This window comes from Rhizobium aethiopicum, from assembly GCF_900094625.1.
Lineage (GTDB): Bacteria > Pseudomonadota > Alphaproteobacteria > Rhizobiales > Rhizobiaceae > Rhizobium > Rhizobium aethiopicum.
In genome coordinates, this window is the sequence record NZ_FMAJ01000010.1 from 113,195 (window position 1) to 134,970 (window position 21,776).

Below are 21,776 nucleotides of genomic sequence, written 5' to 3' on the forward strand. Positions count from 1 at the left end.
GATCAGCCAAAAAACGCTTCGAGCTTTTTTGCCAAATCCTCCGGATCGCCGTCGATCCGGAGGATTTTTTTGCGCGCGGTCTCGCCGGAGACAAGGCTGACGGAAGATTTGGGTATGCGCAGGGATTCTGCGACCAGAAGGATGAGGGCTTTGTTGGCCTTGCCCTTCTCAGGCACTGATGTAACGCGTGCCTTCAGATGCGTTTCGCCTTCGCCATCCGCTTCGATGCCGTCTATCGCGTCACGCCCGCCATTCGGCGTGAGACGAACGGCAAGGCGCAAATGATCGTCAAATATCTTCCAAGGACGGTTCACATGCGAACGCCGAAGATTGGCGCAACGCTGGTCGCCAGCAGCATGCGGATGAAGAAGATTATCAGAAGCAGAATGATCGGAGAAATATCGATGCCACCGAGATTGGGCAGAAAGCGGCGGATCGGACGCAGGGCAGGCTCGGTGATGTTGTAGAGGAACGTCCCAATCTGATTGACGAATTGGTTATGGGAGTTGATGACGTTGAATGCGTAGAGCCACGAGAAGATGGCGCTGCCGACCAAAATCCAGATATAAATTTGCAAAGCTAAATCAATAGTGGCCAGCAGCGCATACATCGTCATCTCCAAATTTCGTTGTTGACAGACATGTAGACATTGGCGACTAAACGGGCAAGTGCCGTGTCGAAACGCATGGCAGAACATGTTTAACGGGCGGCCTCGCAGCCATTCCGGCGCCCGCTTCCTCGGACAAGACCCATGTCGTTTTCGCCCACCGGAGACCGTTTTGCCGCGTTTCGGCATCCGTCCTACACGCGCTTCTTCTTTGCGCGCTTTCTGCTGTCCTTCTCGCAGCAGATCGTCAGCGTCGCCGTCGGCTGGCAGATGTACGACCAGACGGGCAAGGCGATCTATCTCGGCCTGATCGGGCTTGTACAGTTCCTGCCGTCGCTGCTGCTCATCCTCGTCACCGGTTCGGTGGCCGACCGGCACAATCGGCGCGCCATCGCCGCCCTCTGCTCGCTGGTGGGCGCGTTCTGCACGCTGGCGCTGCTCATCATGACGGCGACGGAGACCTTCTCGCCCTGGCCGGTGTTTGCGGTGCTTCTGATTTTCGGCGTCGAACGCGCCTTCATGTCGCCGGCGGTGCAGTCTCTCGCACCCAATCTTGTGCCGGAGCACGCGCTTTCCAATGCCATCGCCTGGAATTCGTCGTCCTGGCAGCTTGCCGCGATCACCGGGCCGGTCATCGGCGGCCTGCTCTACGGCCTCAGCGCTTCGACCGCCTATACGGTGGCGGTGATCTTTTCCATCCTCGGCGCGGCTCTGCTCTTCACGATCCCGAAGCCGGAACAGAAGACGACGGGCGAGGCCAAGAGCTGGGCAATGATCCTCGGCGGCTTCAGTTTCATCCGCGCTGAAAAGGTTGTGCTCGGCGCGATCTCGCTCGATCTCTTCGCGGTGCTGCTCGGCGGCGCCACCGCACTGATGCCGATTTTCGCCCGCGATATTCTCACGCTCGGTCCCTGGGGGCTAGGACTGCTGCGTGCAGCGCCGGGGCTCGGCGCCATCGTCATGGCGATCTTCCTTGCGGCCTATCCGCTGAAACACCGCGCCGGCCTCTACATGTTCATCGGCGTCGCTCTCTTCGGTGTCGGCACCATCATCTTCGGGGCCTCGACCAATACCGAAGTTTCGATTGCAGCGCTGGCGCTGATGGGGGCGGCCGACATGATATCGGTCTATGTGCGCGAGAGCCTGATCGCGCTCTGGACGCCCGACCATCTGCGTGGCCGTGTCAATGCGGTCAACATGGTCTTTGTCGGTGCTTCGAACGAGCTTGGAGAATTCAGGGCGGGCACGATGGCATCGGTCTTCGGCGCGGTGCCGGCGGTCATCATCGGCGGCATCGGAACGCTGGCGGTGGCGGCGATCTGGGCTTCCAGTTTTCCCAAGCTGCGCAGGATCGACACGCTCGACGCGCCCGCCCAATCCCTTCAAGCCTGAATCATTTTGAAAGGATTATGCGCGGAGCGCGATAGACGGTGTCGCCTTCGCCGACTTTCCCTCGAAGACCAGATCGAGGAATTCTGTCAGCCAGGCTTTCAGAGGCGCGTCGAACAGCATGCGGCCTTCGAGATGTTCGCGGCCCTGTTGGGCGTTCGGCAGAATGAAGCGGTGCGCGCCGTGCACGACCCAGCGATGCATCATCACCCGCGTGAGTTCGGCATGGAATTGCAGACCCCAGGCGTTGCCGTCGTAACGGAAGGCCTGGTTCGGGTAGGCATCGCCTTCGGCTAGCAGTTCGGCGCCGTGCGGCAGCTCAAAGCCTTCGCGGTGAAAATGATAGACCATCCTCGGCCAGTGCATCAGCAGGCGGCCTTTCTCGGTCGGGTGCAGCGGGTACCAGCCGATCTCCGTCGAGCCATCGGCATTCGGCTGCACTTTGCCGCCGAGCTGACGCACCAGCATCTGGGCGCCGAGGCAGATGCCGAGAAAGGGGCGCCTCTCCCTGAGCGGGACCTCGATCCAGTCGATCTCCTTCTTGATGAAGTCATCGGGATCATTGGCGCTCATCGGTCCGCCGAAGACGACGGCGCCGGCATGGTCTGCGAGCGTCGTCGGAAGCGGATCGCCGAGGACCGGGCGACGGATATCGAGGCCGTAGCCTTTTTCGACCAATAATTGCCCGACACGGCCGGGGCTAGAGCGCTCCTGATGCAGGACGATGAGGATCGGGCGCCGGTCGCGCTGCGGATTTTGCTCAGTCGGCATCATCTTGCGCAACCTGGACATCCGTGACCCTGGCGGCGGCCTCCTGCCGCTTCTGGATGCGTTCGCGTGAGGAGACTCCGAGCAGATCGGCAATGCGCCAGATGATATGGTCTTCCATCTCGCTGCGCTCACCGTCGGCGTAAACGATGTCCCAGAGAATGCCGATCAGCTCCAGCCTTTGCTCGGTATCGAGATGGCGTTTCAGGTCGGCAGTGAAGCGATAGTAGTCGACAGCGGAGCTTTCGGCTTCGAGGCCGGCGGCCATCAGGGCGTCGAGCTGTTTGCCGTCCAGCGAATACTGCTCCTTCAAAAGGTTGCGCAGCCGCTTCTTTTCGCTGGCCTTGATCTTGCCGTCGGCCTCCATGACCTGCATGCAGAGTGCCGCCACTGCGATGCGCGGATCATCGGGAGCAAAACCCTTCTTCGGACGGTCGGCGGTGAGGTTTTGGAAGAATGCCTGGAAGCGTTCGAACATGCGGATTTCGTCCCTTTCAGAAAAGGCGGAGCCGTGTCCTGGATTCCGGTTCCGCCCTCGGATCGCGGACGCCTGGATCATCCGGCAGTCCGCCGAAAAAGGGCTTTGCGTCGTTCGCTGCTGGCGCTTTATCACTGGCGGCAGGTTCGACGGGCTTCGGCTTTGCCGGTGCCGGTGCGGGGCGCACAGCCTCGGCGATCGTCGCGGCGCGTTCCAGCTCAATGATGCGGTGATCGTTGACCGGGCTCTCCGGCTTGACGTCACGCAGCGGCGGCAGGGTCTTCAGGGCGGTTTCGATCGAGGCGGGCGCCGAACCGTCCTCGAGCGGCCCCTCGATCTGGCCGAAAGGCGCCTTCCATTCGAAGGCATCGAGACGGCCGGTGACGGGCGACACCGGCAGCCATTTGTCGGAGACGTAACCATCCGCCACCCAGGCCGGATCGCGCGGGGCTTTCAACGCCTGGGCCAGCCAGTGGCGCACGCGGCCCTGGTCGCCGGTCTCGGCTTCCTCGATGTCGGCGAGCAGCAGGAAGGCGGCTTCACGCGGCTCAATGCGCGCCGCCGCTTCCGCCTTGGCGCGCGCCTTGGCGAATTCCTGCGCGTCGAGTGCTGCCTGGGCGACGACGAGAAGGGATTCGACATTGTTCGGGCGCATCGCTTCCAGCCGTTCGGCACGCTTCAGCCGGTCGAGCGTGGAATCGCCGCTGCGGGCTCTGACATAGGTCTGGCCAATCTCGGGATGAGGCGCCGATTTCCATGCCTGTTCGAGGATCGAAGCAGCCTTGCGCAGGCCGCCTTCGCGGAACAGTGCCCTGGCGGCAATGAGGGCGGCCGGAATGAAATCGGCGGCGAGCTTCAGCGCCTGCAGGGCGTCGTCGCGAGCGCCGGCAGGGTTGCCTTCGAGCTTCTCGGTGGCGCGCGCCGTCAGGAGCACGGCGTGCAGGCGGTTGGCCTCGGGTTTTTCGACGACGCGAGCAGCCTTCTGCTGTTCGAGCAAGCGGATCGCATCGTCCCAGCGGCCGGCCTGGCTGCGATATTCGAGCGTCGCCTGGGCGGCCCAGGGCAGATAGGGAGCGTCGTCGGCCGCCTTTTCGGCATATTGGCGGGCGGCTTCATTGGCGCCGAGACGGCGGGCTTCGAGATAGAGACCGCGCAGGCCAAGCTCGCGCGTTTCCGGGTCGTTGGCCATGGCTTCGAACTTGGCGCGCGCCTCGTCATGGCGGCCCTCGATCAGCGCGGCCTGGGCCTCGAGCAGGTTGATCAGCGGCTCCTGATCGGCGCGGATGAGGCCGCGTGAACGGGCGGCCATCTTGCGGGCGAGCAATGCATTGCCGGCACCGGCGGCAATCAGGCCGGTCGATAGCGCCTGATAGCCGCGATCGCGCTTGCGGGCGCGGAAATAGCGGGTCACCGAATGCGGCGAGGTCCAGACCAAGCGGACGAACCACCAGGCGATCATCACGGCGGCGATGAGGGCGATGATCGCGCTCACGGCGACGATCAGCTTGGTCTGGTAGATCTGGCCTTCCCAGATCAGCGAGATGTCGCCGGGACGATCGGCGAACCAGGAGAAGCCATAGGCGAGAAGCAGCACGAGCAGGGCGAAGACGACAAGTCTGATCATGATCTCAACCCTCCTTGCCGGTGCCGCTGACGGCCTTCGACAATGCCCCGCCGACCAGCTCCTCGACGCGGATGCGCGCCTCCAGCGACTGCTTGAAGGCGGCAGACGCCTGCTTGCCGGGAGCGGGCAGAGCGTTCCATTCGGCGGACGCGCCGGGCAGATCGCCGTTCTTCACCTTGTCCTCCATACGGGCGGCGATCGCTTCGACGCTTTCACCTTCGATATTGCCGACGGGACGGACCGTCACCAGCGATTTCGCGCTCGCCATCAGCCGGTCCGACCAGCTCTGGTTCGGATCCGGCTGGTTGACGGCCTCGACGATCGCGGTGGCAACGTCGGGAGCCTGACGCATCAGCTCGGCGCGCGAGGGGACGCCGGTCTCGGCGAAGGAACGCAGGTCGGCGATGGCAGGATCGTCGGACGCGACGCCGGCGAAGGTGTCGAGCTCGGCCAGGAACGGCCCGCCGCGGTCGATCGCCGCCTTGAGGGCGGCTGCCGCGATCGCGCGGGCGACGGCAACATCTTCACGCGGCTCGTTAAGTTTCTTTTCGGCCTCGGCGAGGCGCTTGGCGATATCGGCGTCGCTGCTCGTCTGCTGGTCGGAGGACTGAGCAAGCGTCGAACGCAGCTGGTCGACCTGGCTGCTCAGCTCTGCAATCTTCTGGTTGAGCGCCTCGACACTTGCCGGGTCGGCCGATGGTGCCGCGGCGGGGTTCTTCGCAGCCGTTTCCAGCGCGGCGACACGCGTTTCAAGCGCGCCGTCACCTGGGCTTGCGGGACTGGCGGCAAGGTTGGCGACGGTCTGTTTCAAGCCGTCGATCTCGCCGGAGAGGTCGGCGAGTTCGGGCGACGCGGTCTGCGGGGCCGAGGAGCCCGGGAGGTAACCGGCATATTGAATGACGCCTGCGCCGAGCAGCGCCACGAGGCCGCCGAAAATGCCGGCGGCGATAAGACCGGAGGTGCCGGAGCTCTTCGGTGAGGGCTGTTCGGCAGGGGGCGTGAAGGACGGTTCGGCGGCTGCCGCCGGTGTCTCTTCCGCCGCTTCCGCGTCGGGCCTGCTTTCAGGTTCAGCCTGCGACACCGCTTCGTTTTCGGGCGTCGGGCCGACATCGGCCGGGGCGCTGTCGGTGTCGCCGGCCTCCTTGTTCACCGGCTTTTCGGTATCGGCTACGGAAGCGAAGTCCTGAGAATCGAGGTCGATCGTGACCGGCTCGTCGGCGCTCTTCGAATGGCGTGGCGGGTTTCCCGATACCATGAGGTCCTCTTTATCCTGCATTGCAACGAAACTAGACAGTGATGCCAATTAAGGGAAGAGGTTAGATCAAATTTGGGCGGCTAACGCATTCAAAGCAGCGACAAAAGACTTTGCTCATCCGGCATCGGCGCAATCGCCACGTTTTTTTTCAGGGCCGCCGGAACGGCTTGCGCCACTGCCTCGCTGAGGCAGAGCAGGCGGATATAGCTGTGCTTCGACAGCGCCGATCGCAGCTCCGCCACGTGAAAAAAATCCTCTGCCGTCTGCCGGGAATAGAAGAGAACGGCGTCGGGGCGGCAGTCGGAAAAAAGAGCTTCGATCTCGGCCGGGTTCGGAGCAACGGGCTGCATGCGATAGCATTCGACGACGGAAAAGCGGATGCCGAGTTCGCGCAATCTTCCTTCAAATGTTTCGGCGCGCGGCATGCCGGCGAGGTAGAGCAACTCTTCCTCTGCCCCAGCGGCGACGAGATCGGCGAGATCGCGGCCGTTGCCTGAGGACGCGGCGACCGAGTGGAAGCCAAGGCGACGCGCCTCTTGCGCCGTCATCTCGCCGACCGTAAAAAGCGGGCGGACAAGATGTGGGCGAAGTTTCTCGCCGAGAGCGGACATGACCCTGACGGCTTCGGCGCTGGTCACCGCGATCGCGCCGCTGGTGGCTTCAAGCGCGCCGGCGGCTGCGGCGCGGTCGTGCTGTGGCCGGCGCAGCGGCAGCAGCAGCGGCTCGTGGCCCCTATCGCGCAGACGTTGTGCTGTTCTTGTCGCCGAATGCGCGGGGCGGGTGACGAGCACGCGCATGGCGGCTTCAGTGCCAGTCGTCGAAGAAGGCGCTGCCGGCTCGCGCGCGCACGTCCTGCCCGGCGCGAGTGCCGAGTGCGGCCGCGTCGCGGCGGTGGCCGTCGGTGGTCACCGCATGCTGGCTGCGGCCGTCGGCTGTGATGATCAGGCCGGAGAAACGGATCAGGTCGCCTTCGCAAACGGCATAGCCGCCGATCGGCGTGCGGCAGGAGCCGTCGAGAGCGGCGAGGAAGGCGCGCTCGCAGGAGACAGTGTCGAAGGTCGCGGCATCGTTGACCGCTGCCAACAGGTCGTCGATCCTGTGATCGCCGATGCGGCTTTCGATGCAGATCGCCCCCTGTGCCGGCGCCGGCGGGAAGGTGTCGGGGTCGAGGATATCGGTGATCACCTCGACCTTGCCAAGGCGTTTCAGGCCGGCCAGCGCCAGCAGGGTCGCGTCCACCTGGCCCTCTTCGAGCTTGCGCAGGCGGGTTTCGACCGCGCCGCGGAAGGTGATGACGTTGATGTCGGGCCGCATGCGGCGGATCAGCGCCTGGCGGCGCAGCGATGAAGAGCCGACGGTGGCGCCATGCGGCAGGTCGATCAGCTTGCGCGCCGTGCGGCCGATCACAGCGTCGCGGATATCTTCGCGCGGCAGGTAGGCGGAGAGATGAAGGCCGTCCGGCAGGTGCGTCGGCATATCTTTAGTGGAGTGCACGGCGAAATCCAATTCGCCTGAGACAAGCTTCTGTTCGAGCTCCTCGGTGAAGAGGCCCTTGCCGCCGATCTCGGCCAGCGACCGGTCGGTGATGCGGTCGCCCTTGGTGGTCAGCACGACTATCTCGAACATCTTTTCGGGCAGGTTGTGCGCCGCCATCAGCCTGTCGCGGGCCTCATGCGCCTGGGCAAGCGCCAGCGGGCTGCCCCGCGTGCCGATCCGGAAAGGTTTTGTTTGCATCCGCTCTGTTCCGTTGTTACCGGAATTCTCGTAAACGGGTTTCCGTTCCATCGCAATGAACGAACAGGCCACATGGTTCCCTTTATGCGCATCCTCGGCATCGAAACAAGCTGCGACGAGACCGCCGCAGCCGTCGTCGAGCGCGATGCGGAGGGACGTGGAAATGTCCTATCGGATGTCGTGCTTTCCCAGCTCGACGAACATAGTGCCTATGGCGGCGTGGTGCCGGAGATCGCAGCGCGTGCCCATGTCGAGGCGCTGGACGAGCTGATCGAGGAGGCGCTGAAGCGCGCCAATGTGTCGCTTGATGATGTCGACGCCATCGCCGCCACTTCAGGTCCCGGCCTGATAGGCGGACTGCTTGTCGGATTGATGACGGGCAAGGCGATCGCCAGGGCCGCCGGCAAGCCGCTCTATGCGGTCAACCATCTCGAGGGTCATGCGCTGACGGCGCGGCTGACCGACGGGCTCGCCTTTCCTTATCTGATGCTGCTCGTTTCCGGCGGTCACACCCAACTCATCCTGGTGCGCGGCGTCGGACAGTATGAACGTTGGGGCACGACGATCGACGATGCGCTTGGCGAAGCGTTCGACAAGACGGCAAAACTGCTCGGCCTGCCCTATCCCGGCGGGCCGGCGGTGGAGCGGATGGCGCGCGACGGCAATGCCGATCGCTTCGATTTTCCGCGCCCGCTCGTCGGCGAGGCGCGGCTCGACTTCTCGTTTTCCGGCTTGAAGACGGCGGTGCGGCAGGCGGCACAGGAGATCGCGCCGCTCAGCGACCAGGACGTGGCCGACATTTGCGCCTCGTTCCAGAAGGCGATTTCGCGCACGCTGAAGGACCGCATCGGCCGCGGCCTGCAGCGGTTCAAGAGGGAGTTCCCGACGACCGGTGAGAAGCCGGCGCTGGTGGTTGCCGGCGGTGTCGCTGCGAATCTCGAGCTGCGGGCGACGCTGCAGGCGCTCTGCGACAAGAACGGTTTCCGTTTCATTGCGCCGCCGCTCAGCCTCTGCACCGACAATGCGGTGATGATCGCCTGGGCGGGGCTCGAGCGCATGGCGATCGGCGCGGCGCCTGATACGCTCGACGTGCAGCCGCGTTCGCGCTGGCCGCTCGATGCCAATGCCGAAACGCTGATCGGCTTTGGAAAGAGAGGAGCCAAGGCATGAGCGAAAAAATCGCCGTCATCGGATCAGGTGCTTTCGGAACGGCGCTGGCCGCCGTCATTGCGCTTGCCGGCCGCAGCGCGGTAACGCTTGTCGGGCGCGATCCGTCACTGATAGCCGATCTGAAGGCCGAACGGCTGCATGACGCGGTTCTGCCGGGTATTCTCCTGCCCGATACGCTCGAATTTTCCGCGGAGGCGGATGCGATCGCGGACGCCTCCATCGTGCTCTTTGCGATGCCGTCGCAGGCGCAGGCCGATGCGGCGCGGCAATACGGTCCCTATCTCGGCAAGGATGCCGTCGTCGTCACCTGCGCCAAAGGCATCGAGCGGGCGACGGGCAATCTTCTCACCGACATGCTGGAACGGGAGCTGCCGGACCATCCGGTCGCGGTTCTCTCCGGTCCGGGATTTGCCACCGACATCGCCAAAGGGCTGCCGACGGCGATGGCGATCGCGGCTGATGACATGGAGACTGCGGAGCGGCTTGCCGTGGCGATATCCGGCCGGACTTTTCGGCTCTACGCCTCCAATGACCGGATCGGCGTTCAGCTCGGCGGTGCACTGAAGAACGTGCTGGCGATCGCCTGCGGCATTGTCGAAGGCCGCGGCATCGGCGATTCCGCGCGGGCGGCGCTGATTGCCCGCGGGCTTGCGGAAATGTCGCGCTTCGTCGCGGCCAAGGGCGGCCAAGCCGATACGGTGCGCGGGCTTTCCGGCCTCGGCGATCTGGTGCTGACGGCGACGAGCCATCAATCGCGAAACCTGCGTTTCGGCATTGCGCTCGGGCGCGGCGAAAAGGTCGATCCGTTGCAGGGCACGCTGGTGGAAGGCGCGCTTGCCGCCTCCGTCGCCGCGCGGCTGGCGGCGGAGCTTTCGATCAGCATGCCGATCACCGACGCCGTTTCCGCCATCATCGACGGCCGTCTCGATATATCGGACGCCATCGAGCAGTTGATGACGCGCCCAATTACCACCGAATAGGAGAATAGACATGCTTTTCGCTTTGCTCTGCAAGGACAAGCCGGGACATTTGAACGTCCGCATGGAGACGCGGCCGACGCACCTTGCCTATCTCGATAAGCTCAATGCCGAAGGGAAGCTCTCCATGGCCGGTCCTTTCCTCGACGACGAAGGCAAGGCTTGCGGCAGCCTGGTGCTCGTCAAGGCGGAGACGGCGCAGGAGGCAAAGGCGCTCGCCGATGCCGACCCCTATGCCCAGGCCGGGCTGTTCGAAAGCGTCGAGATCAAGCCCTTCAACTGGGTCTTCAACAAGCCGGAGGCGTAAGCATGGCGCATTGGCTCTATAAATCCGAACCTGCCTCCTGGTCCTGGGAGCAGCAGAAGGCTGCCGGCGACAAGGGTACGGAATGGACGGGCGTGCGCAACTATCTCGCCCGCAACAACATGCGGGCGATGCAGATCGGCGACAAAGGGTTCTTCTATCATTCCAATGACGGGCTGGAGATCGTCGGCATCGTCGAAGTCTGCGCCTTGTCGCACCCGGACTCGACCGCCAAAGGCGACCCGAAGTGGGATTGCGTCGATATCCGCGCCGTCATGGACATGCCGAAGCCGGTGACGCTGAAGGATATCAAGGCGAACGAGACCCTCGCCAAGATGTCGCTCGTCACCTCCATGCGGCTTTCCGTCCAGCCGGTGACGGATGACGAATGGGCTGAAGTCTGCCGCATGGGCGGGCTCGACAATCCACCGCGCTGAAAACCCTTGAAGACCGATCCGGAAGCCTTCATTCGCGCCAATACCAGTCTGATGCCGCCGCCGCATGTGCCGGAGATTTCGCTTTATCTGGCAAGCGAGGCGCATGAGCTCTGGCTGAAAACGGAGGAGGAACTGGAGGCGATTGGTCTGCCGCCGCCTTTCTGGGCCTTTGCCTGGGCGGGCGGGCAGGGGCTGGCGCGCTACATCCTCGATCATCCGGAACTGGTGCGCGGCAAGCGGGTGCTGGATTTCGCCAGCGGTTCCGGCCTTGTCGGCATTGCCGCTGCCATGGCCGGAGCCCGTGAGGTGATGGCTGCCGATATCGACCCTTGGGCAGAGACGGCAATCAGGCTCAATGCCGAGGCCAATCATGTTGCGCTCGGATTTACCGACGCCGACCTGGTCGGTACGAGCGTCGAGGCGGATATCGTGCTTGCGGGCGACGTCTTTTACGACCGCATCTTCGCCGACGCGCTCGTCCCCTGGTTCGCGAGGCTTGCGGCCGAGGGCAGCCCGGTGCTGGTCGGCGATCCCGGGCGCAGCTACCTGCCCAAGGACCGGCTGGAATTCTGCGCGGCCTATCAGGTGCCGGTGACGCGGGCACTGGAGGACAGCGACGTCAAGAAGACGACGGTGTGGCGCTTCGCGCCCAGTTGATGCGAATTTTAAGGCCGGATGACGCAGACATTGGCTTCATAGGAGCAGGGGTCGTCCTGGATGGCGACGTCGATGACCTTTGCCTTCGGCGCCAGCGGCGCGGGCCTGACTGCGGGATAGTAGCCGTAGCTGCCACCCCCGACATAGGTTCCTCCATCGACCTGATAAACGTAGGAGGAGCCGGAATAGGTGCCGCCTACGTCCCAAGCTGGTGCCTGCGGGGCGAGGATGACGAGATTGCTGCGGACCACGCGGTTTGTTGCCCCCGACGAAAACCGCGTCAGCATCGGCATCCTGTTCCTGCCGGCCCGGCGGCCGTAAGTATGGTCGAAACGAATGCCGCGATCGCGCCAGTTCACACGCTCGCCGAGACGAAATTCGCCGTGAAACGCGTGGCGATGGCCGGAAAAGCGGCCATCGTAGCGGCGTTCGCCCGCTGTGGCGGGAAGTGCTGCAAGAGCGGCGAGCGCGAGGAAGGTGACTGCGGACAGGCTGCGAAACATGGGCGCCGGACTCCGGAAATCCAATCGTTAACAAATCGTTAACGCAAGATTGCGCCAAAAACGGCGGCTTGTCCATTCGCCCGCAAAGAACGGCATCAATACTGAGTGCAAAAGCCTAGTTTCCTTGGCCCGCAAACTTCGCGGTAACCCGAATCGATTAAATTTAAAGCAGACAGCAATTGTGCTTGTCGTATCGCCTTCCGGTGATTAAACGTCGCATTTGATGCAACGCACACAAAGAATTTTGTCATTCGTGTGGTTGACTGAGCATGCTCCGAAACCCGGGAGCGCAGAGAAGCCGCCGCGAGGTTCTGATGGCGAACGTGACAAATAACCGGCCCCTGTCGCCGCATTTGCAAATTTACAAACCTATTCCCACTATGGTCATGTCCATCGTCCACCGCATTACCGGCGGTGCGCTGTACGTCGGCACATTGCTCGTCGCCTGGTGGCTGATCGCCGCGGCAAGCGGCCAGAGCTCTTACGACTGGGCCAATTGGGTGCTCGGCAGCCTTCTCGGCAAGCTTGTGCTGCTCGGTTATACCTGGGCACTGCTGCACCACATGCTCGGCGGCTTCCGCCATCTGATGTGGGATCTCGGCTACGGCTTCGAGAAGGAAGTCTCGACCAAGCTCGCCATCGCCAACGTCATCGGGTCGCTCTGTCTGACCGTGCTGGTCTGGTCGATCGGCCTCCTCATTCGCTTCTGAAGGTCGTCTCATGGATATGCGCACCCCCCTCGGCAAGGTTCGCGGGCTCGGCTCCGCCAAGGAAGGCACGAGCCATTTCTGGCGTCAGCGGCTGACCGCCGTTTCCAACATTCCGCTGATCCTTTTCTTCGTCATCTTCATGATCGCCTATGCCGGCGCGCCCTATGCGGATGTGGTTCGCGCGCTGTCGAACCCCTTCGTCGCCGTCGTGATGGGATTGATGGTGATATCCGGCGTCATCCATATGAAGCTCGGCATGCAGGTCATCATCGAAGACTACGTGCATGGCGAATTCGGCAAGATCGCTCTGCTGATGCTGAACACGTTCTTTGCGATCGTGATCGCCGGCCTCTGTCTCTTCGCCATTCTGAAAATCGCATTCGTAGGATAAGCTCGATATGGCACCGACCTCACCCGCCCAGAACGGCAAGGCCTACAAATATGTCGACCACTCCTATGACGTGATCGTCGTCGGCGCCGGTGGCGCCGGCCTGCGCGCCACGCTCGGCATGGCCGAGCAGGGTTTCCGCACCGCCTGCATCACCAAGGTGTTTCCGACCCGCTCGCATACGGTTGCCGCTCAAGGCGGCATCGCCGCCTCATTGCGCAACATGACGCCGGACAGCTGGCAGTGGCATCTCTACGACACCGTCAAGGGCTCCGACTGGCTCGGCGACGTCGACGCCATGCAGTATTTGACCATGGAAGCTCCGAAAGCGGTCTATGAGCTCGAGCATTACGGCGTGCCCTTCTCGCGCAATGAGGAAGGCAAGATCTACCAGCGTCCGTTCGGCGGCCATATGCAGAATTACGGCGAAGGCCCGCCGGTTCAGCGCACCTGCGCCGTTGCCGACCGCACCGGCCACGCGATCCTGCACACGCTCTACGGCCAGTCGCTGCGCAACAACGCCGAATTCTTCATCGAATACTTCGCGCTCGACCTGATCATGTCGGAAGACGGCAGCCGCTGCACTGGCGTCGTTGCCTGGTGCCTCGATGACGGCACGATCCATCGCTTCGCCGCCAAGATGGTGGTGCTGGCGACCGGCGGCTACGGCCGCGCCTATTTCTCGGCGACGTCAGCCCATACCTGCACCGGCGACGGCGGCGGCATGGTGGCGCGCGCCGGTCTGCCGCTGCAGGACATGGAATTCGTGCAATTCCATCCCACCGGCATCTACGGATCGGGCTGTCTGATCACCGAGGGCGCGCGCGGCGAAGGCGGTTACCTCGTCAACTCCGAGGGCGAGCGCTTCATGGAGCGTTATGCGCCTTCGGCTAAGGACCTCGCCTCACGCGACGTCGTTTCGCGCTGCATGACGCTTGAGATTCGTGAGGGCCGCGGCGTCGGCAAGAACAAGGACCACATCTTCCTGCATCTCGACCATCTCGATCCGGCCGTTCTGCATGAGCGCCTGCCGGGCATTTCCGAGAGCGCCAAGATCTTTGCCGGCGTCGATGTGACCCGCGAACCGATCCCGGTCCTGCCGACCGTTCACTACAATATGGGCGGCATTCCGACCAATTATTGGGGCGAAGTTCTGAACGCCGACAGCGCCAATCCCGAACGCATCATCCCGGGGCTGATGGCTGTGGGTGAAGCGGGCTGCGCCTCGGTGCACGGCGCCAACCGTCTCGGCTCCAACTCGCTGATCGATCTCGTGGTCTTCGGCCGCGCCGCTGCGATCCGGGCCGGCGAGGTCATCGACCGCGCAGCGCCGATCCCGCATCTCAATCTCGCCGCCTGCGATAGGATCATGGACCGTTTCGACGGCCTGCGTAACGCCAGCGGCGGCACGCCGACGGCGGACCTGCGCGAGAAGATGCAGCGCGCCATGCAGGAAGATGCGGCCGTGTTCCGCACGCAGGAATCGCTGGAATCCGGTTGCCGGCGCATTTCGGCGATCTGGGGCGAAATGAAGGACATCAAGGTCACCGACCGTTCGATGGTCTGGAACTCCGATCTCGTGGAAACGCTCGAGTTGCAGAATCTGATGGCCAACGCCATCACGACGATCTATGGAGCCGAGGCCCGCAAGGAGAGCCGCGGTTCGCACGCACGCGAGGATTATACCGAGGGCGCATTCGCCGGTCGCGACGACATCAACTGGCGCAAGCATACGCTTGCCTGGGTGAACGAGGCAGGCGACGTCAAGCTCGACTATCGCCCTGTTCACACCGAGCTCATCGCCGAAGGCATCGATCCGCATAAGATCGAGCCGAAAGCTCGCGTGTATTGATTTCAAGAGGAACCGGATATGGTTGAACTCGCTCTCCCCAAGAATTCTCAAATGCGCGAAGGCAAGGTCTGGCCGAAGCCGGCGGGTGCGACGAACACCCGCGAGTTCCGCGTCTACCGCTGGAGCCCGGATGACGGCCAGAACCCGTCGATCGACACCTTCTACGTCGATGTCGACGATTGCGGCCCGATGGTGCTCGACGGTCTGCTCTACATCAAGAACAAGATCGACCCGACGCTGACATTGCGCCGCTCCTGTCGCGAGGGCATCTGCGGTTCCTGCGCGATGAACATTGATGGCACCAACACGCTCGCCTGCACCAAGGGTCTCGACGATATCACCGGCGCGGTGAAGATTTATCCGCTGCCGCATCTACCCGTCGTCAAGGATCTGGTGCCCGACCTCAGCAACTTCTACGCCCAGCATCGCTCAATCGAGCCCTGGCTGAAGACGGTGTCGCCGACGCCTGCCAAGGAATGGAAGCAGAGCCACGAGGACCGGCAGAAGCTCGACGGCCTTTATGAATGCATCCTCTGCGCCTGCTGCTCGACCTCCTGTCCGAGCTACTGGTGGAACGGCGACCGTTATCTTGGTCCGGCCGTTCTGCTGCAGGCCTATCGCTGGCTGATCGATTCCAGAGACGAGGCGACCGGCGAACGCCTCGACAATCTCGAGGATCCGTTCCGCCTCTATCGCTGCCATACGATCATGAACTGCGCGCAGACCTGCCCGAAGGGCCTCAACCCGGCCAAGGCGATCGCCGAAATCAAGAAGATGATGGTCGAGCGCCGGGTCTGATCACATGCATGCCGATGGCGGAATAGACGGCTTCGATCCCGAAGCCGTCAAAGAGATCAAGTCGCGGCTCGCATCGGTGCGCGAACAGGGCATCCGCATCGGTTTTGCCATTGAAAGCGGCAGCCGCGCCTGGGGATTTCCGTCTCCTGACAGCGATTATGACTGCCGCTTCGTCTATATCCGTCCGGTCGAGCATCATCTCACGCTGACTTCTTTGCGCGATGTCATCGAGTTTCCGATCGTTGGCGACATCGATACCGGCGGCTGGGATCTGCGAAAGGCGCTGCTGCTCGCCCTTAAGGGAAACGCGGTGGTGGTTGAATGGCTGAAATCGCCGATCGCTTATGAAGAGGAAGCGGGTTTTCGCTCACGTCTTGGCGCGCTGCTCGATCTCATCATGGTCCCGGAAAAGGTAGCTTCCCATTATGTGGGGCTCATGCGACAGCATTTTCAGAGCGAGGGCGAAGGGGCGATCAAGCTGAAGAAGCTCCTTTACGCCGTACGCCCGGCCATAGCGCTCGAATGGATGCGGCAGCGTTCGTTTCTCGTGCTGCCGCCGATGAATATGTTGGAATGCCTCGAGGCGATCTCGATCTCTCCCGACCTTCGAACCGCGATACTCGATCTCGTGCATGTCAAGAAACAGACGCGCGAAATGGGGGAAGGTCTGCCGCCGATGCTGGTGCAAGCCTTTCTGAAGAACTCATTTGAACGTTATTCCGAGACATTGCGAGAGTTCGACAGGGATCCCGACAGAGATCAACGCGTGCAACACCTTGCTGACAAATTCTACGTGCAGGAAGTTTTGCAGCGGGGCAGTTGAACTGTATCGTTTTTCGGCTAGTTGTTGTCACGGGCAATTTATGCCGCCCGACTTGATTAACCAAAGCGAATTACGATAATCGGATCTTGTCTCACGTCCGTTTCTCTGCGGCGACAGCCGAATTTCAGGAGTATGATGATGCAGTTGCGATATGCGATGACAGGTCTGGTGGTGGCTCTCGCGCTAGCCGGTTGTCAGCGTACGGCATATGATTACAGCTCCAACTCGAACGCCGGGCCGGCGCCGCTGACGGCGCAGCCAGTTCCCTCGGTGCAGGGCGGGCAGCTTCCGCCGCCGACCGGTGGTTCGCAGTTTCCAGCCGCGCCGACGGCGACGGCACCGATGCCGGGAGCGCAGGCCGGCGCGGTTGCAGCCAATGCGCTCGACGTCACCAAGGAGTCGATGGTCGGAAACTGGCGCGTCAACGGCAGTTGCGACATGTTCCTGACGCTCACCAATCTCGGCAGCGGGTCGCGCGGCGGAACGCGCGGCTGTGTCGGTGAGTTGACGGCGATGGGCTCCTGGGAGGTGGCGGGCAAGCAGGTGCTGCTCAAAGACCGTTCGGGCAACCAGATAGGCAGCGTCTACAAGACGGCCGACAATCGCTTCCAGGGCCAGACGAATTCGGGTCAGCAGATCAGCCTCAGCCGGTGAACGAACCTGCGCGGTAAACGATCCGGCGGCGCCCACGCCGATGACTGACAGGCGGACATGCCCTCATGCAGCCAATGCCAGATTACGCGCTCAGCGTTTGCGAACAGCTTAAATCGCTGACGCTTGCCGGTGCGTTGCAGGTCGATTCCGCCCAAATGGACGTGGCCAAAAGCCTGGACCGGGTGCTTGCCGGACTGAAGCAATTGCGGCCGGCGGCCAAAGCGAGCGCGCTTGGCTGGCTGTTTGCCAAGAAGAAGAAATCCCCCGACGGCATCAAAGGCCTCTATATCCACGGCAGCGTCGGACGCGGCAAGACCATGCTGATGGACATGTTCTTCTCGATGGCGCCGTGCAGGAAGAAGCGGCGAGCGCATTTTCATGAATTCATGGCCGACGTGCACAATCGCATCGCGGCGCACCGGCTGAAGCTCAAGAACGGCGAGACGAAGCAGGCCGACCCGATGCCGCCGGTTGCCGCAGCCCTCTACGAGGAAGCGGAACTGCTCTGCTTCGATGAATTCACCGTCACCGACATCGCCGACGCGATGATCCTGTCGCGGCTGTTTTCCGAACTCTTCGCGCGGGGATGCGTGCTGGTCGCGACTTCGAATGTCGAGCCGGACAATCTCTACAAGGACGGTCTCAATCGCGGCCTGTTCCTGCCTTTCGTCGCCCTGCTCAAACAACATGTCGATATCGTCACGCTGGACTCGCCGACCGATTATCGGATGGAGAAGCTGAGCAGCCATCCGGTCTATCTGGTACCGATCAACGACCATAATGACATGGCGATGGAAGCCTCTTGGACGCAGGCGCTGCATGGGCGCAAGGCGCAGCCGCTCGATATTCCGATGAAGGGGCGCTCCATTCACGTACCGCTTGCAGCCGATCGAATGGCGCGGTTCTCTTTCGCCGATCTCTGCGAAAAGCCGCTCGGGGCTGCCGACTTCCTGGCCATCGCCGAGCGGTTCGATACCGTCTTCCTTGATCACGTGCCCTTGCTCGGGCCGGAGAAGCGGAACCAGATCAAGCGGTTCATCATTCTTGTCGATACATTCTACGATCATGCCGTGCGGCTTTATATATCGGCGGCGGCGATGCCGGAGGAGCTGCTCGTCAACCGCCGTGGCACCGAAGGCTTCGAATTCGATCGCACGGCATCGCGCCTGTTCGAGATGCGGAGCGCGGAATATCTTGCGCTGCACCATGAGAAACGTGCCGCCGAGTAACAACAGGGTGACAAAATTCCTTACGTTTACGTAAGAATTTTTGTATCTAAACGATTGAAAACGCTGCATCAAAATTAATGGATTGCCATTTTTGGGCTTTGGGTCTATGCGATTGCGTCATTGGGCGGCCTCGCAGCGTCGTTCGACGAATTTGATCGCAAAGGAAACAGCGAAATGGCGCGTAACAAGATCGCACTCATTGGTTCTGGCATGATTGGTGGCACGCTGGCGCATCTCGCCGGCCTGAAGGAGCTGGGTGATATCGTCCTCTTCGACATTGCCGACGGCATTCCCCAGGGCAAGGGTCTCGACATCGCACAGTCCTCTCCGGTCGAAGGCTTCGACGCCAACCTGACCGGCGCCAGCGACTATTCGGCGATCGAGGGTGCCGACGTCTGCATCGTCACTGCCGGCGTTCCGCGCAAGCCGGGCATGAGCCGCGACGACCTTCTCGGCATCAACCTCAAGGTCATGGAGCAGGTCGGCGCCGGCATCAAGAAATACGCGCCGAACGCCTTCGTGATCTGCATCACCAACCCGCTCGACGCCATGGTCTGGGCGCTGCAGAAGTTTTCCGGCCTTCCGGCCAACAAGGTCGTCGGCATGGCCGGCGTTCTCGACTCCTCGCGCTTCCGCCTCTTCCTTGCCAAGGAATTCAACGTTTCCGTTCAGGACGTGACCGCCTTCGTTCTCGGCGGCCACGGCGACACGATGGTGCCGCTCGCCCGCTATTCGACGGTCGGCGGCATTCCGCTCACCGACCTCGTTACCATGGGCTGGGTCACCAAGGAGCGCCTCGAAGAGATCATCCAGCGCACCCGTGACGGCGGCGCCGAAATCGTCGGCCTGCTGAAGACCGGCTCGGCCTATTATGCTCCGGCTGCCTCGGCGATCGAAATGGCCGAATCCTACCTCAAGGACAAGAAGCGCGTCCTGCCCTGCGCCGCTCATCTGACCGGCCAATACGGGGTCAAGGACATGTATGTCGGCGTTCCCACCGTCATCGGCGCCGGCGGCGTAGAGCGCGTCATCGAGATCGACCTCAACAAGGCCGAGAAGGAGGCCTTCGACAAGTCGGTTGCCGCCGTCGCTGGTCTCTGCGAGGCCTGCATCAACATCGCGCCTGCCCTGAAATAATCAGCGCTGAAGCAATCGAAACAGGGATAGACCCATGAACATTCATGAATATCAGGCCAAGGCTCTGCTGAAGGGCTATGGCGCGCCGGTTGCCGAAGGTGTGGCAATTCTCAAGGCTGAAGAAGCCGAGGCTGCCGCCAAATCGCTCCCCGGCCCGCTTTACGTGGTCAAGAGCCAGATCCATGCGGGCGGTCGCGGCAAGGGCAAGTTCAAGGAACTGTCGCCGGAAGCAAAGGGCGGCGTGCGTCTCGCCAAGTCGATCGAAGACGTCGTTGCCAACGTCAAGGAGATGCTCGGCAACACGCTGGTGACCGCGCAGACCGGCGAAGCCGGCAAGCAGGTCAACCGTCTCTATATCGAGGACGGCGCCGACATTGAACGCGAACTCTACTGCTCGCTGCTGGTCGACCGTTCGGTCGGCAAGGTCGCCTTCGTCGTCTCCACTGAAGGCGGCATGGACATCGAAGCCGTCGCCCACGATACGCCCGAGAAGATCCAGACGATCGCGATCGATCCGGAAGCCGGCGTCACGGCTGCCGACGTCGCCAACATCTCAGCCGCCCTCAAGCTCGACGGCGCTGCCGGCAAAGACGCCGAGTCGCTCTTCCCGCTGCTCTACAAGGCCTTCAACGAGAAGGACATGTCGCTTCTCGAAATCAACCCGCTGATCGTCATGAAGAATGGCCATCTGCGCGTTCTCGACGCCAAGATGTCGTTCGACGGCAATGCGCTGTTCCGTCACGACGACGTCCGGGCGCTGCGCGACGAGACCGAAGAAGACGCCAAGGAAATCGAGGCCTCCAAGTGGGACCTCGCCTATGTTGCGCTCGACGGCAATATCGGCTGCATGGTCAACGGCGCAGGCCTTGCCATGGCAACGATGGACATCATCAAGCTTTACGGCAAGGAGCCGGCTAATTTCTGCGACGTCGGCGGCGGCGCCGGCAAGGAGAAGGTCGCAGCGGCCTTCAAGATCATCACCGCCGACCCCAAGGTCGAGGGCATTCTCGTCAACATCTTCGGCGGCATCATGAAGTGCGATGTCATCGCCGAGGGCGTCATTGCCGCGGTCAAGGAAGTCGGTCTCAAGGTTCCGCTCGTCGTGCGCCTTGAAGGCACCAATGTCGAACTCGGCAAGAAGATCCTGAACGAGTCGGGTCTCGCGATCACGGCGGCCGACGACTTGGACGATGCGGCCAAGAAGATCGTCGCGGCGATCAACGGCTAATTTGAGGGATCGAAAGAATGTCTATTCTCGTCAATAAAGACACCAAGGTCCTCGTTCAGGGTCTGACCGGCAAGACCGGCACGTTCCATACCGAACAGGCGCTTGCTTACTACGGCACGCAGATGGTTGGCGGTATCCACCCGAAGAAGGGCGGCGAAACTTGGGCCGGCTCGAAGGGTGAAAGCCTGCCGATCTTCGCCACCGTCGCTGAAGGCAAGGAAAAGACCAGCGCCAACGCATCGGTCATCTATGTTCCGCCGGCCGGTGCTGCCGACGCGATCATCGAGGCAATCGACGCCGAGATCCCGTTCATTACCTGCATCACCGAAGGCATCCCGGTCATGGACATGGTGCGCGTCAAGGCTCGCCTCGACCGCTCCAAGTCACGCCTGCTTGGGCCCAACTGCCCGGGCATCATGACGCCGGAAGAATGCAAGATCGGCATCATGCCGGGCTCGATCTTCCGCAAGGGTTCCGTCGGCATCGTGTCCCGCTCGGGCACGCTGACCTATGAAGCCGTCTTCCAGACCTCCAACGAGGGTCTCGGCCAGACCACGGCCGTCGGCATCGGCGGCGACCCGGTCAAGGGCACCGAGTTCATCGACGTGCTCGAGATGTTCCTGGCCGACGAAGCCACGACCTCGATCATCATGATCGGCGAAATCGGCGGCTCGGCTGAGGAGGATGCAGCCCAGTTCCTCAAGGACGAAGCCAAGAAGGGCCGCAAGAAGCCGATGGCCGGCTTCATCGCCGGCCGCACGGCGCCGAAGGGCCGCACCATGGGCCATGCCGGCGCCGTGGTATCGGGCGGCAAGGGCGACGCGGAATCGAAGATCGCGGCGATGGAATCGGCAGGCATCAAGGTGTCTCCGTCTCCGGCCCGCCTCGGCAAAACGCTGGTTGAAGTCCTCAAGGGCTAAAGCCGCTTAAAGGCCGGGCGGAGGAATGGCATCTGCGCCTTCCGCCCGGCACGAACACGAGACCAGCAGATGCGCCGCGGACAGGCGGCAATCGGAATGCGGCAGCCGGCGTTCAAACCGGCAAATTCATCAAA

General features: G+C 62.5%; 25 protein-coding genes. 16 read left to right on the plus strand and 9 right to left on the minus strand.

Annotation, left to right across the window (positions count from 1 at the left end; all coding sequences use genetic code 11):
• Positions 1-2: 2 nt before the first annotated feature.
• Both GA0061105_RS21150 and GA0061105_RS21155 read right to left on the minus strand, forming a co-directional pair.
• The gene (locus GA0061105_RS21150; RefSeq protein ID WP_064696555.1) at positions 3-314 is read right to left on the minus strand and encodes a DUF167 domain-containing protein; all 312 of its coding nucleotides are present in this window, start codon (positions 312-314) and stop codon (positions 3-5) included.
• Positions 311-610 carry a YggT family protein gene (locus GA0061105_RS21155; protein ID WP_064696554.1) on the minus strand — a complete coding sequence of 100 codons (300 nt, stop codon included), beginning with the start codon at positions 608-610 and terminating at the stop codon, positions 311-313. Before GA0061105_RS21155 ends, GA0061105_RS21150 begins: the two co-directional genes overlap by 4 nt.
• Positions 611-751: 141 nt before the next feature.
• On the opposite strand from GA0061105_RS21155, the gene GA0061105_RS21160 reads away from it, so the two are divergent.
• Positions 752-1,999 (plus strand): MFS transporter, encoded by a 1,248-nt coding sequence (locus GA0061105_RS21160; RefSeq protein WP_092752639.1) that lies wholly within the window; start codon positions 752-754, stop codon positions 1,997-1,999.
• A 15-nt stretch (positions 2,000-2,014) separates the two neighbouring features.
• Here GA0061105_RS21160 and GA0061105_RS21165 read toward each other — a convergent pair whose 3' ends face one another.
• The 6 genes from GA0061105_RS21165 to hemC all read right to left on the minus strand — a co-directional run bounded on the left by GA0061105_RS21165 (position 2,015) and on the right by hemC (position 7,855).
• Positions 2,015-2,788, minus strand: coding sequence for a glutamine amidotransferase (locus GA0061105_RS21165; protein ID WP_092752641.1), 774 nt, complete (start codon positions 2,786-2,788; stop codon positions 2,015-2,017).
• Complete coding sequence (locus GA0061105_RS21170) at positions 2,757-3,242, minus strand: tellurite resistance TerB family protein (RefSeq protein WP_064696552.1); 486 nt, start codon at positions 3,240-3,242, stop codon at positions 2,757-2,759. The genes GA0061105_RS21165 and GA0061105_RS21170 overlap by 32 nt, the downstream gene beginning before the upstream one ends.
• A gap of 16 nt (positions 3,243-3,258) precedes the next feature.
• Positions 3,259-4,869 (minus strand): heme biosynthesis protein HemY, encoded by a 1,611-nt coding sequence (locus tag GA0061105_RS21175; RefSeq protein ID WP_208601682.1) that lies wholly within the window; start codon positions 4,867-4,869, stop codon positions 3,259-3,261.
• Position 4,870: 1 nt separating this feature from the next.
• The gene (locus tag GA0061105_RS21180; RefSeq protein ID WP_208601676.1) at positions 4,871-6,142 is read right to left on the minus strand and encodes a COG4223 family protein; all 1,272 of its coding nucleotides are present in this window, start codon (positions 6,140-6,142) and stop codon (positions 4,871-4,873) included.
• Positions 6,143-6,210: 68 nt separating this feature from the next.
• The gene (locus GA0061105_RS21185; RefSeq protein ID WP_092752646.1) at positions 6,211-6,918 is read right to left on the minus strand and encodes a uroporphyrinogen-III synthase; all 708 of its coding nucleotides are present in this window, start codon (positions 6,916-6,918) and stop codon (positions 6,211-6,213) included.
• A gap of 7 nt (positions 6,919-6,925) precedes the next feature.
• Positions 6,926-7,855, minus strand: a complete 930-nt coding sequence (gene hemC / locus GA0061105_RS21190; protein WP_092752648.1) for a hydroxymethylbilane synthase — start codon at positions 7,853-7,855, stop codon at positions 6,926-6,928.
• Positions 7,856-7,927: 72 nt separating this feature from the next.
• Between hemC and tsaD the strand changes: the two genes are divergently transcribed.
• The 5 genes from tsaD to GA0061105_RS21215 are packed head-to-tail and all read left to right on the plus strand — an operon-like array spanning position 7,928 to position 11,400.
• On the plus strand, positions 7,928-9,025 hold the full coding sequence (tsaD, locus tag GA0061105_RS21195) for a tRNA (adenosine(37)-N6)-threonylcarbamoyltransferase complex transferase subunit TsaD (protein WP_092752650.1): 1,098 nt from the start codon (positions 7,928-7,930) through the stop codon (positions 9,023-9,025).
• On the plus strand, positions 9,022-10,005 hold the full coding sequence (locus GA0061105_RS21200; RefSeq protein ID WP_092752652.1) for an NAD(P)H-dependent glycerol-3-phosphate dehydrogenase: 984 nt from the start codon (positions 9,022-9,024) through the stop codon (positions 10,003-10,005). The genes tsaD and GA0061105_RS21200 overlap by 4 nt, the downstream gene beginning before the upstream one ends.
• A gap of 10 nt (positions 10,006-10,015) precedes the next feature.
• Positions 10,016-10,309, plus strand: coding sequence for a YciI-like protein (locus tag GA0061105_RS21205; protein WP_064683805.1), 294 nt, complete (start codon positions 10,016-10,018; stop codon positions 10,307-10,309).
• Between the two features lie 2 nt (positions 10,310-10,311).
• A complete protein-coding gene (locus GA0061105_RS21210) occupies positions 10,312-10,743 on the plus strand; it encodes an EVE domain-containing protein (protein ID WP_092752654.1) in 432 nt (143 codons plus the stop codon).
• Positions 10,744-10,749: 6 nt separating this feature from the next.
• Complete coding sequence (locus GA0061105_RS21215; protein ID WP_092752655.1) at positions 10,750-11,400, plus strand: class I SAM-dependent methyltransferase; 651 nt, start codon at positions 10,750-10,752, stop codon at positions 11,398-11,400.
• Positions 11,401-11,408: 8 nt separating this feature from the next.
• Here GA0061105_RS21215 and GA0061105_RS21220 read toward each other — a convergent pair whose 3' ends face one another.
• The gene (locus tag GA0061105_RS21220) at positions 11,409-11,903 is read right to left on the minus strand and encodes a hypothetical protein (RefSeq protein ID WP_092752657.1); all 495 of its coding nucleotides are present in this window, start codon (positions 11,901-11,903) and stop codon (positions 11,409-11,411) included.
• 314 nt (positions 11,904-12,217) lie between these two features.
• On the opposite strand from GA0061105_RS21220, the gene sdhC reads away from it, so the two are divergent.
• From sdhC to sucD, 10 genes are all read left to right on the plus strand, one after another.
• Positions 12,218-12,613: a succinate dehydrogenase, cytochrome b556 subunit gene (sdhC, locus tag GA0061105_RS21225; RefSeq protein WP_064696541.1), complete on the plus strand. Its 396-nt coding sequence runs from the start codon at positions 12,218-12,220 to the stop codon at positions 12,611-12,613.
• Positions 12,614-12,623: 10 nt separating this feature from the next.
• Positions 12,624-13,004, plus strand: coding sequence for a succinate dehydrogenase, hydrophobic membrane anchor protein (sdhD, locus tag GA0061105_RS21230; RefSeq protein ID WP_010020712.1), 381 nt, complete (start codon positions 12,624-12,626; stop codon positions 13,002-13,004).
• A 7-nt stretch (positions 13,005-13,011) separates the two neighbouring features.
• Positions 13,012-14,853, plus strand: coding sequence for a succinate dehydrogenase flavoprotein subunit (gene sdhA, locus GA0061105_RS21235; protein WP_064696539.1), 1,842 nt, complete (start codon positions 13,012-13,014; stop codon positions 14,851-14,853).
• Positions 14,854-14,871: 18 nt separating this feature from the next.
• The gene (locus GA0061105_RS21240) at positions 14,872-15,651 is read left to right on the plus strand and encodes a succinate dehydrogenase iron-sulfur subunit (protein WP_092752659.1); all 780 of its coding nucleotides are present in this window, start codon (positions 14,872-14,874) and stop codon (positions 15,649-15,651) included.
• 4 nt (positions 15,652-15,655) lie between these two features.
• Positions 15,656-16,474: a nucleotidyltransferase domain-containing protein gene (locus GA0061105_RS21245; protein WP_092752660.1), complete on the plus strand. Its 819-nt coding sequence runs from the start codon at positions 15,656-15,658 to the stop codon at positions 16,472-16,474.
• A gap of 138 nt (positions 16,475-16,612) precedes the next feature.
• Entirely contained in the window at positions 16,613-17,128 is a 516-nt protein-coding gene (locus GA0061105_RS21250; protein WP_064696537.1) for a protease inhibitor Inh/omp19 family protein, read from the plus strand.
• Between the two features lie 65 nt (positions 17,129-17,193).
• Complete coding sequence (zapE, locus tag GA0061105_RS21255) at positions 17,194-18,357, plus strand: cell division protein ZapE (protein WP_092752662.1); 1,164 nt, start codon at positions 17,194-17,196, stop codon at positions 18,355-18,357.
• Between the two features lie 174 nt (positions 18,358-18,531).
• Positions 18,532-19,494, plus strand: coding sequence for a malate dehydrogenase (gene mdh / locus GA0061105_RS21260; protein ID WP_092752771.1), 963 nt, complete (start codon positions 18,532-18,534; stop codon positions 19,492-19,494).
• A 34-nt stretch (positions 19,495-19,528) separates the two neighbouring features.
• Positions 19,529-20,722 (plus strand): ADP-forming succinate--CoA ligase subunit beta, encoded by a 1,194-nt coding sequence (gene sucC / locus GA0061105_RS21265; protein ID WP_092752664.1) that lies wholly within the window; start codon positions 19,529-19,531, stop codon positions 20,720-20,722.
• 17 nt (positions 20,723-20,739) lie between these two features.
• Positions 20,740-21,642 (plus strand): succinate--CoA ligase subunit alpha, encoded by a 903-nt coding sequence (sucD, locus tag GA0061105_RS21270; RefSeq protein WP_092752666.1) that lies wholly within the window; start codon positions 20,740-20,742, stop codon positions 21,640-21,642.
• Positions 21,643-21,776 lie beyond the last annotated feature (134 nt).

Excerpts from the sequence above, each read along its gene's own strand:
- GA0061105_RS21185 (WP_092752646.1), bottom strand. The coding sequence starts at position 6,918 with ATGCGCGTGCTCGTCACCCGCCCCGCGCATTCGGCGACAAGAACAGCA.
- sucD (WP_092752666.1), top strand. The coding sequence starts at position 20,740 with ATGTCTATTCTCGTCAATAAAGACACCAAGGTCCTCGTTCAGGGTCTG.
- GA0061105_RS21210 (WP_092752654.1), top strand. The coding sequence starts at position 10,312 with ATGGCGCATTGGCTCTATAAATCCGAACCTGCCTCCTGGTCCTGGGAG.
- GA0061105_RS21170 (WP_064696552.1), bottom strand. The coding sequence starts at position 3,242 with ATGTTCGAACGCTTCCAGGCATTCTTCCAAAACCTCACCGCCGACCGT.
- GA0061105_RS21165 (WP_092752641.1), bottom strand. The coding sequence starts at position 2,788 with ATGTCCAGGTTGCGCAAGATGATGCCGACTGAGCAAAATCCGCAGCGC.
- GA0061105_RS21160 (WP_092752639.1), top strand. The coding sequence starts at position 752 with ATGTCGTTTTCGCCCACCGGAGACCGTTTTGCCGCGTTTCGGCATCCG.
- GA0061105_RS21245 (WP_092752660.1), top strand. The coding sequence starts at position 15,656 with ATGCATGCCGATGGCGGAATAGACGGCTTCGATCCCGAAGCCGTCAAA.
- GA0061105_RS21155 (WP_064696554.1), bottom strand. The coding sequence starts at position 610 with ATGTATGCGCTGCTGGCCACTATTGATTTAGCTTTGCAAATTTATATC.
- GA0061105_RS21200 (WP_092752652.1), top strand. The coding sequence starts at position 9,022 with ATGAGCGAAAAAATCGCCGTCATCGGATCAGGTGCTTTCGGAACGGCG.
- GA0061105_RS21250 (WP_064696537.1), top strand. The coding sequence starts at position 16,613 with ATGCAGTTGCGATATGCGATGACAGGTCTGGTGGTGGCTCTCGCGCTA.
- sucC (WP_092752664.1), top strand. The coding sequence starts at position 19,529 with ATGAACATTCATGAATATCAGGCCAAGGCTCTGCTGAAGGGCTATGGC.
- mdh (WP_092752771.1), top strand. The coding sequence starts at position 18,532 with ATGGCGCGTAACAAGATCGCACTCATTGGTTCTGGCATGATTGGTGGC.
- hemC (WP_092752648.1), bottom strand. The coding sequence starts at position 7,855 with ATGCAAACAAAACCTTTCCGGATCGGCACGCGGGGCAGCCCGCTGGCG.
- GA0061105_RS21220 (WP_092752657.1), bottom strand. The coding sequence starts at position 11,903 with ATGTTTCGCAGCCTGTCCGCAGTCACCTTCCTCGCGCTCGCCGCTCTT.
- sdhD (WP_010020712.1), top strand. The coding sequence starts at position 12,624 with ATGGATATGCGCACCCCCCTCGGCAAGGTTCGCGGGCTCGGCTCCGCC.
- sdhA (WP_064696539.1), top strand. The coding sequence starts at position 13,012 with ATGGCACCGACCTCACCCGCCCAGAACGGCAAGGCCTACAAATATGTC.
- sdhC (WP_064696541.1), top strand. The coding sequence starts at position 12,218 with ATGGCGAACGTGACAAATAACCGGCCCCTGTCGCCGCATTTGCAAATT.
- GA0061105_RS21240 (WP_092752659.1), top strand. The coding sequence starts at position 14,872 with ATGGTTGAACTCGCTCTCCCCAAGAATTCTCAAATGCGCGAAGGCAAG.
- tsaD (WP_092752650.1), top strand. The coding sequence starts at position 7,928 with ATGGTTCCCTTTATGCGCATCCTCGGCATCGAAACAAGCTGCGACGAG.
- zapE (WP_092752662.1), top strand. The coding sequence starts at position 17,194 with ATGCAGCCAATGCCAGATTACGCGCTCAGCGTTTGCGAACAGCTTAAA.
- GA0061105_RS21180 (WP_208601676.1), bottom strand. The coding sequence starts at position 6,142 with ATGCAGGATAAAGAGGACCTCATGGTATCGGGAAACCCGCCACGCCAT.
- GA0061105_RS21205 (WP_064683805.1), top strand. The coding sequence starts at position 10,016 with ATGCTTTTCGCTTTGCTCTGCAAGGACAAGCCGGGACATTTGAACGTC.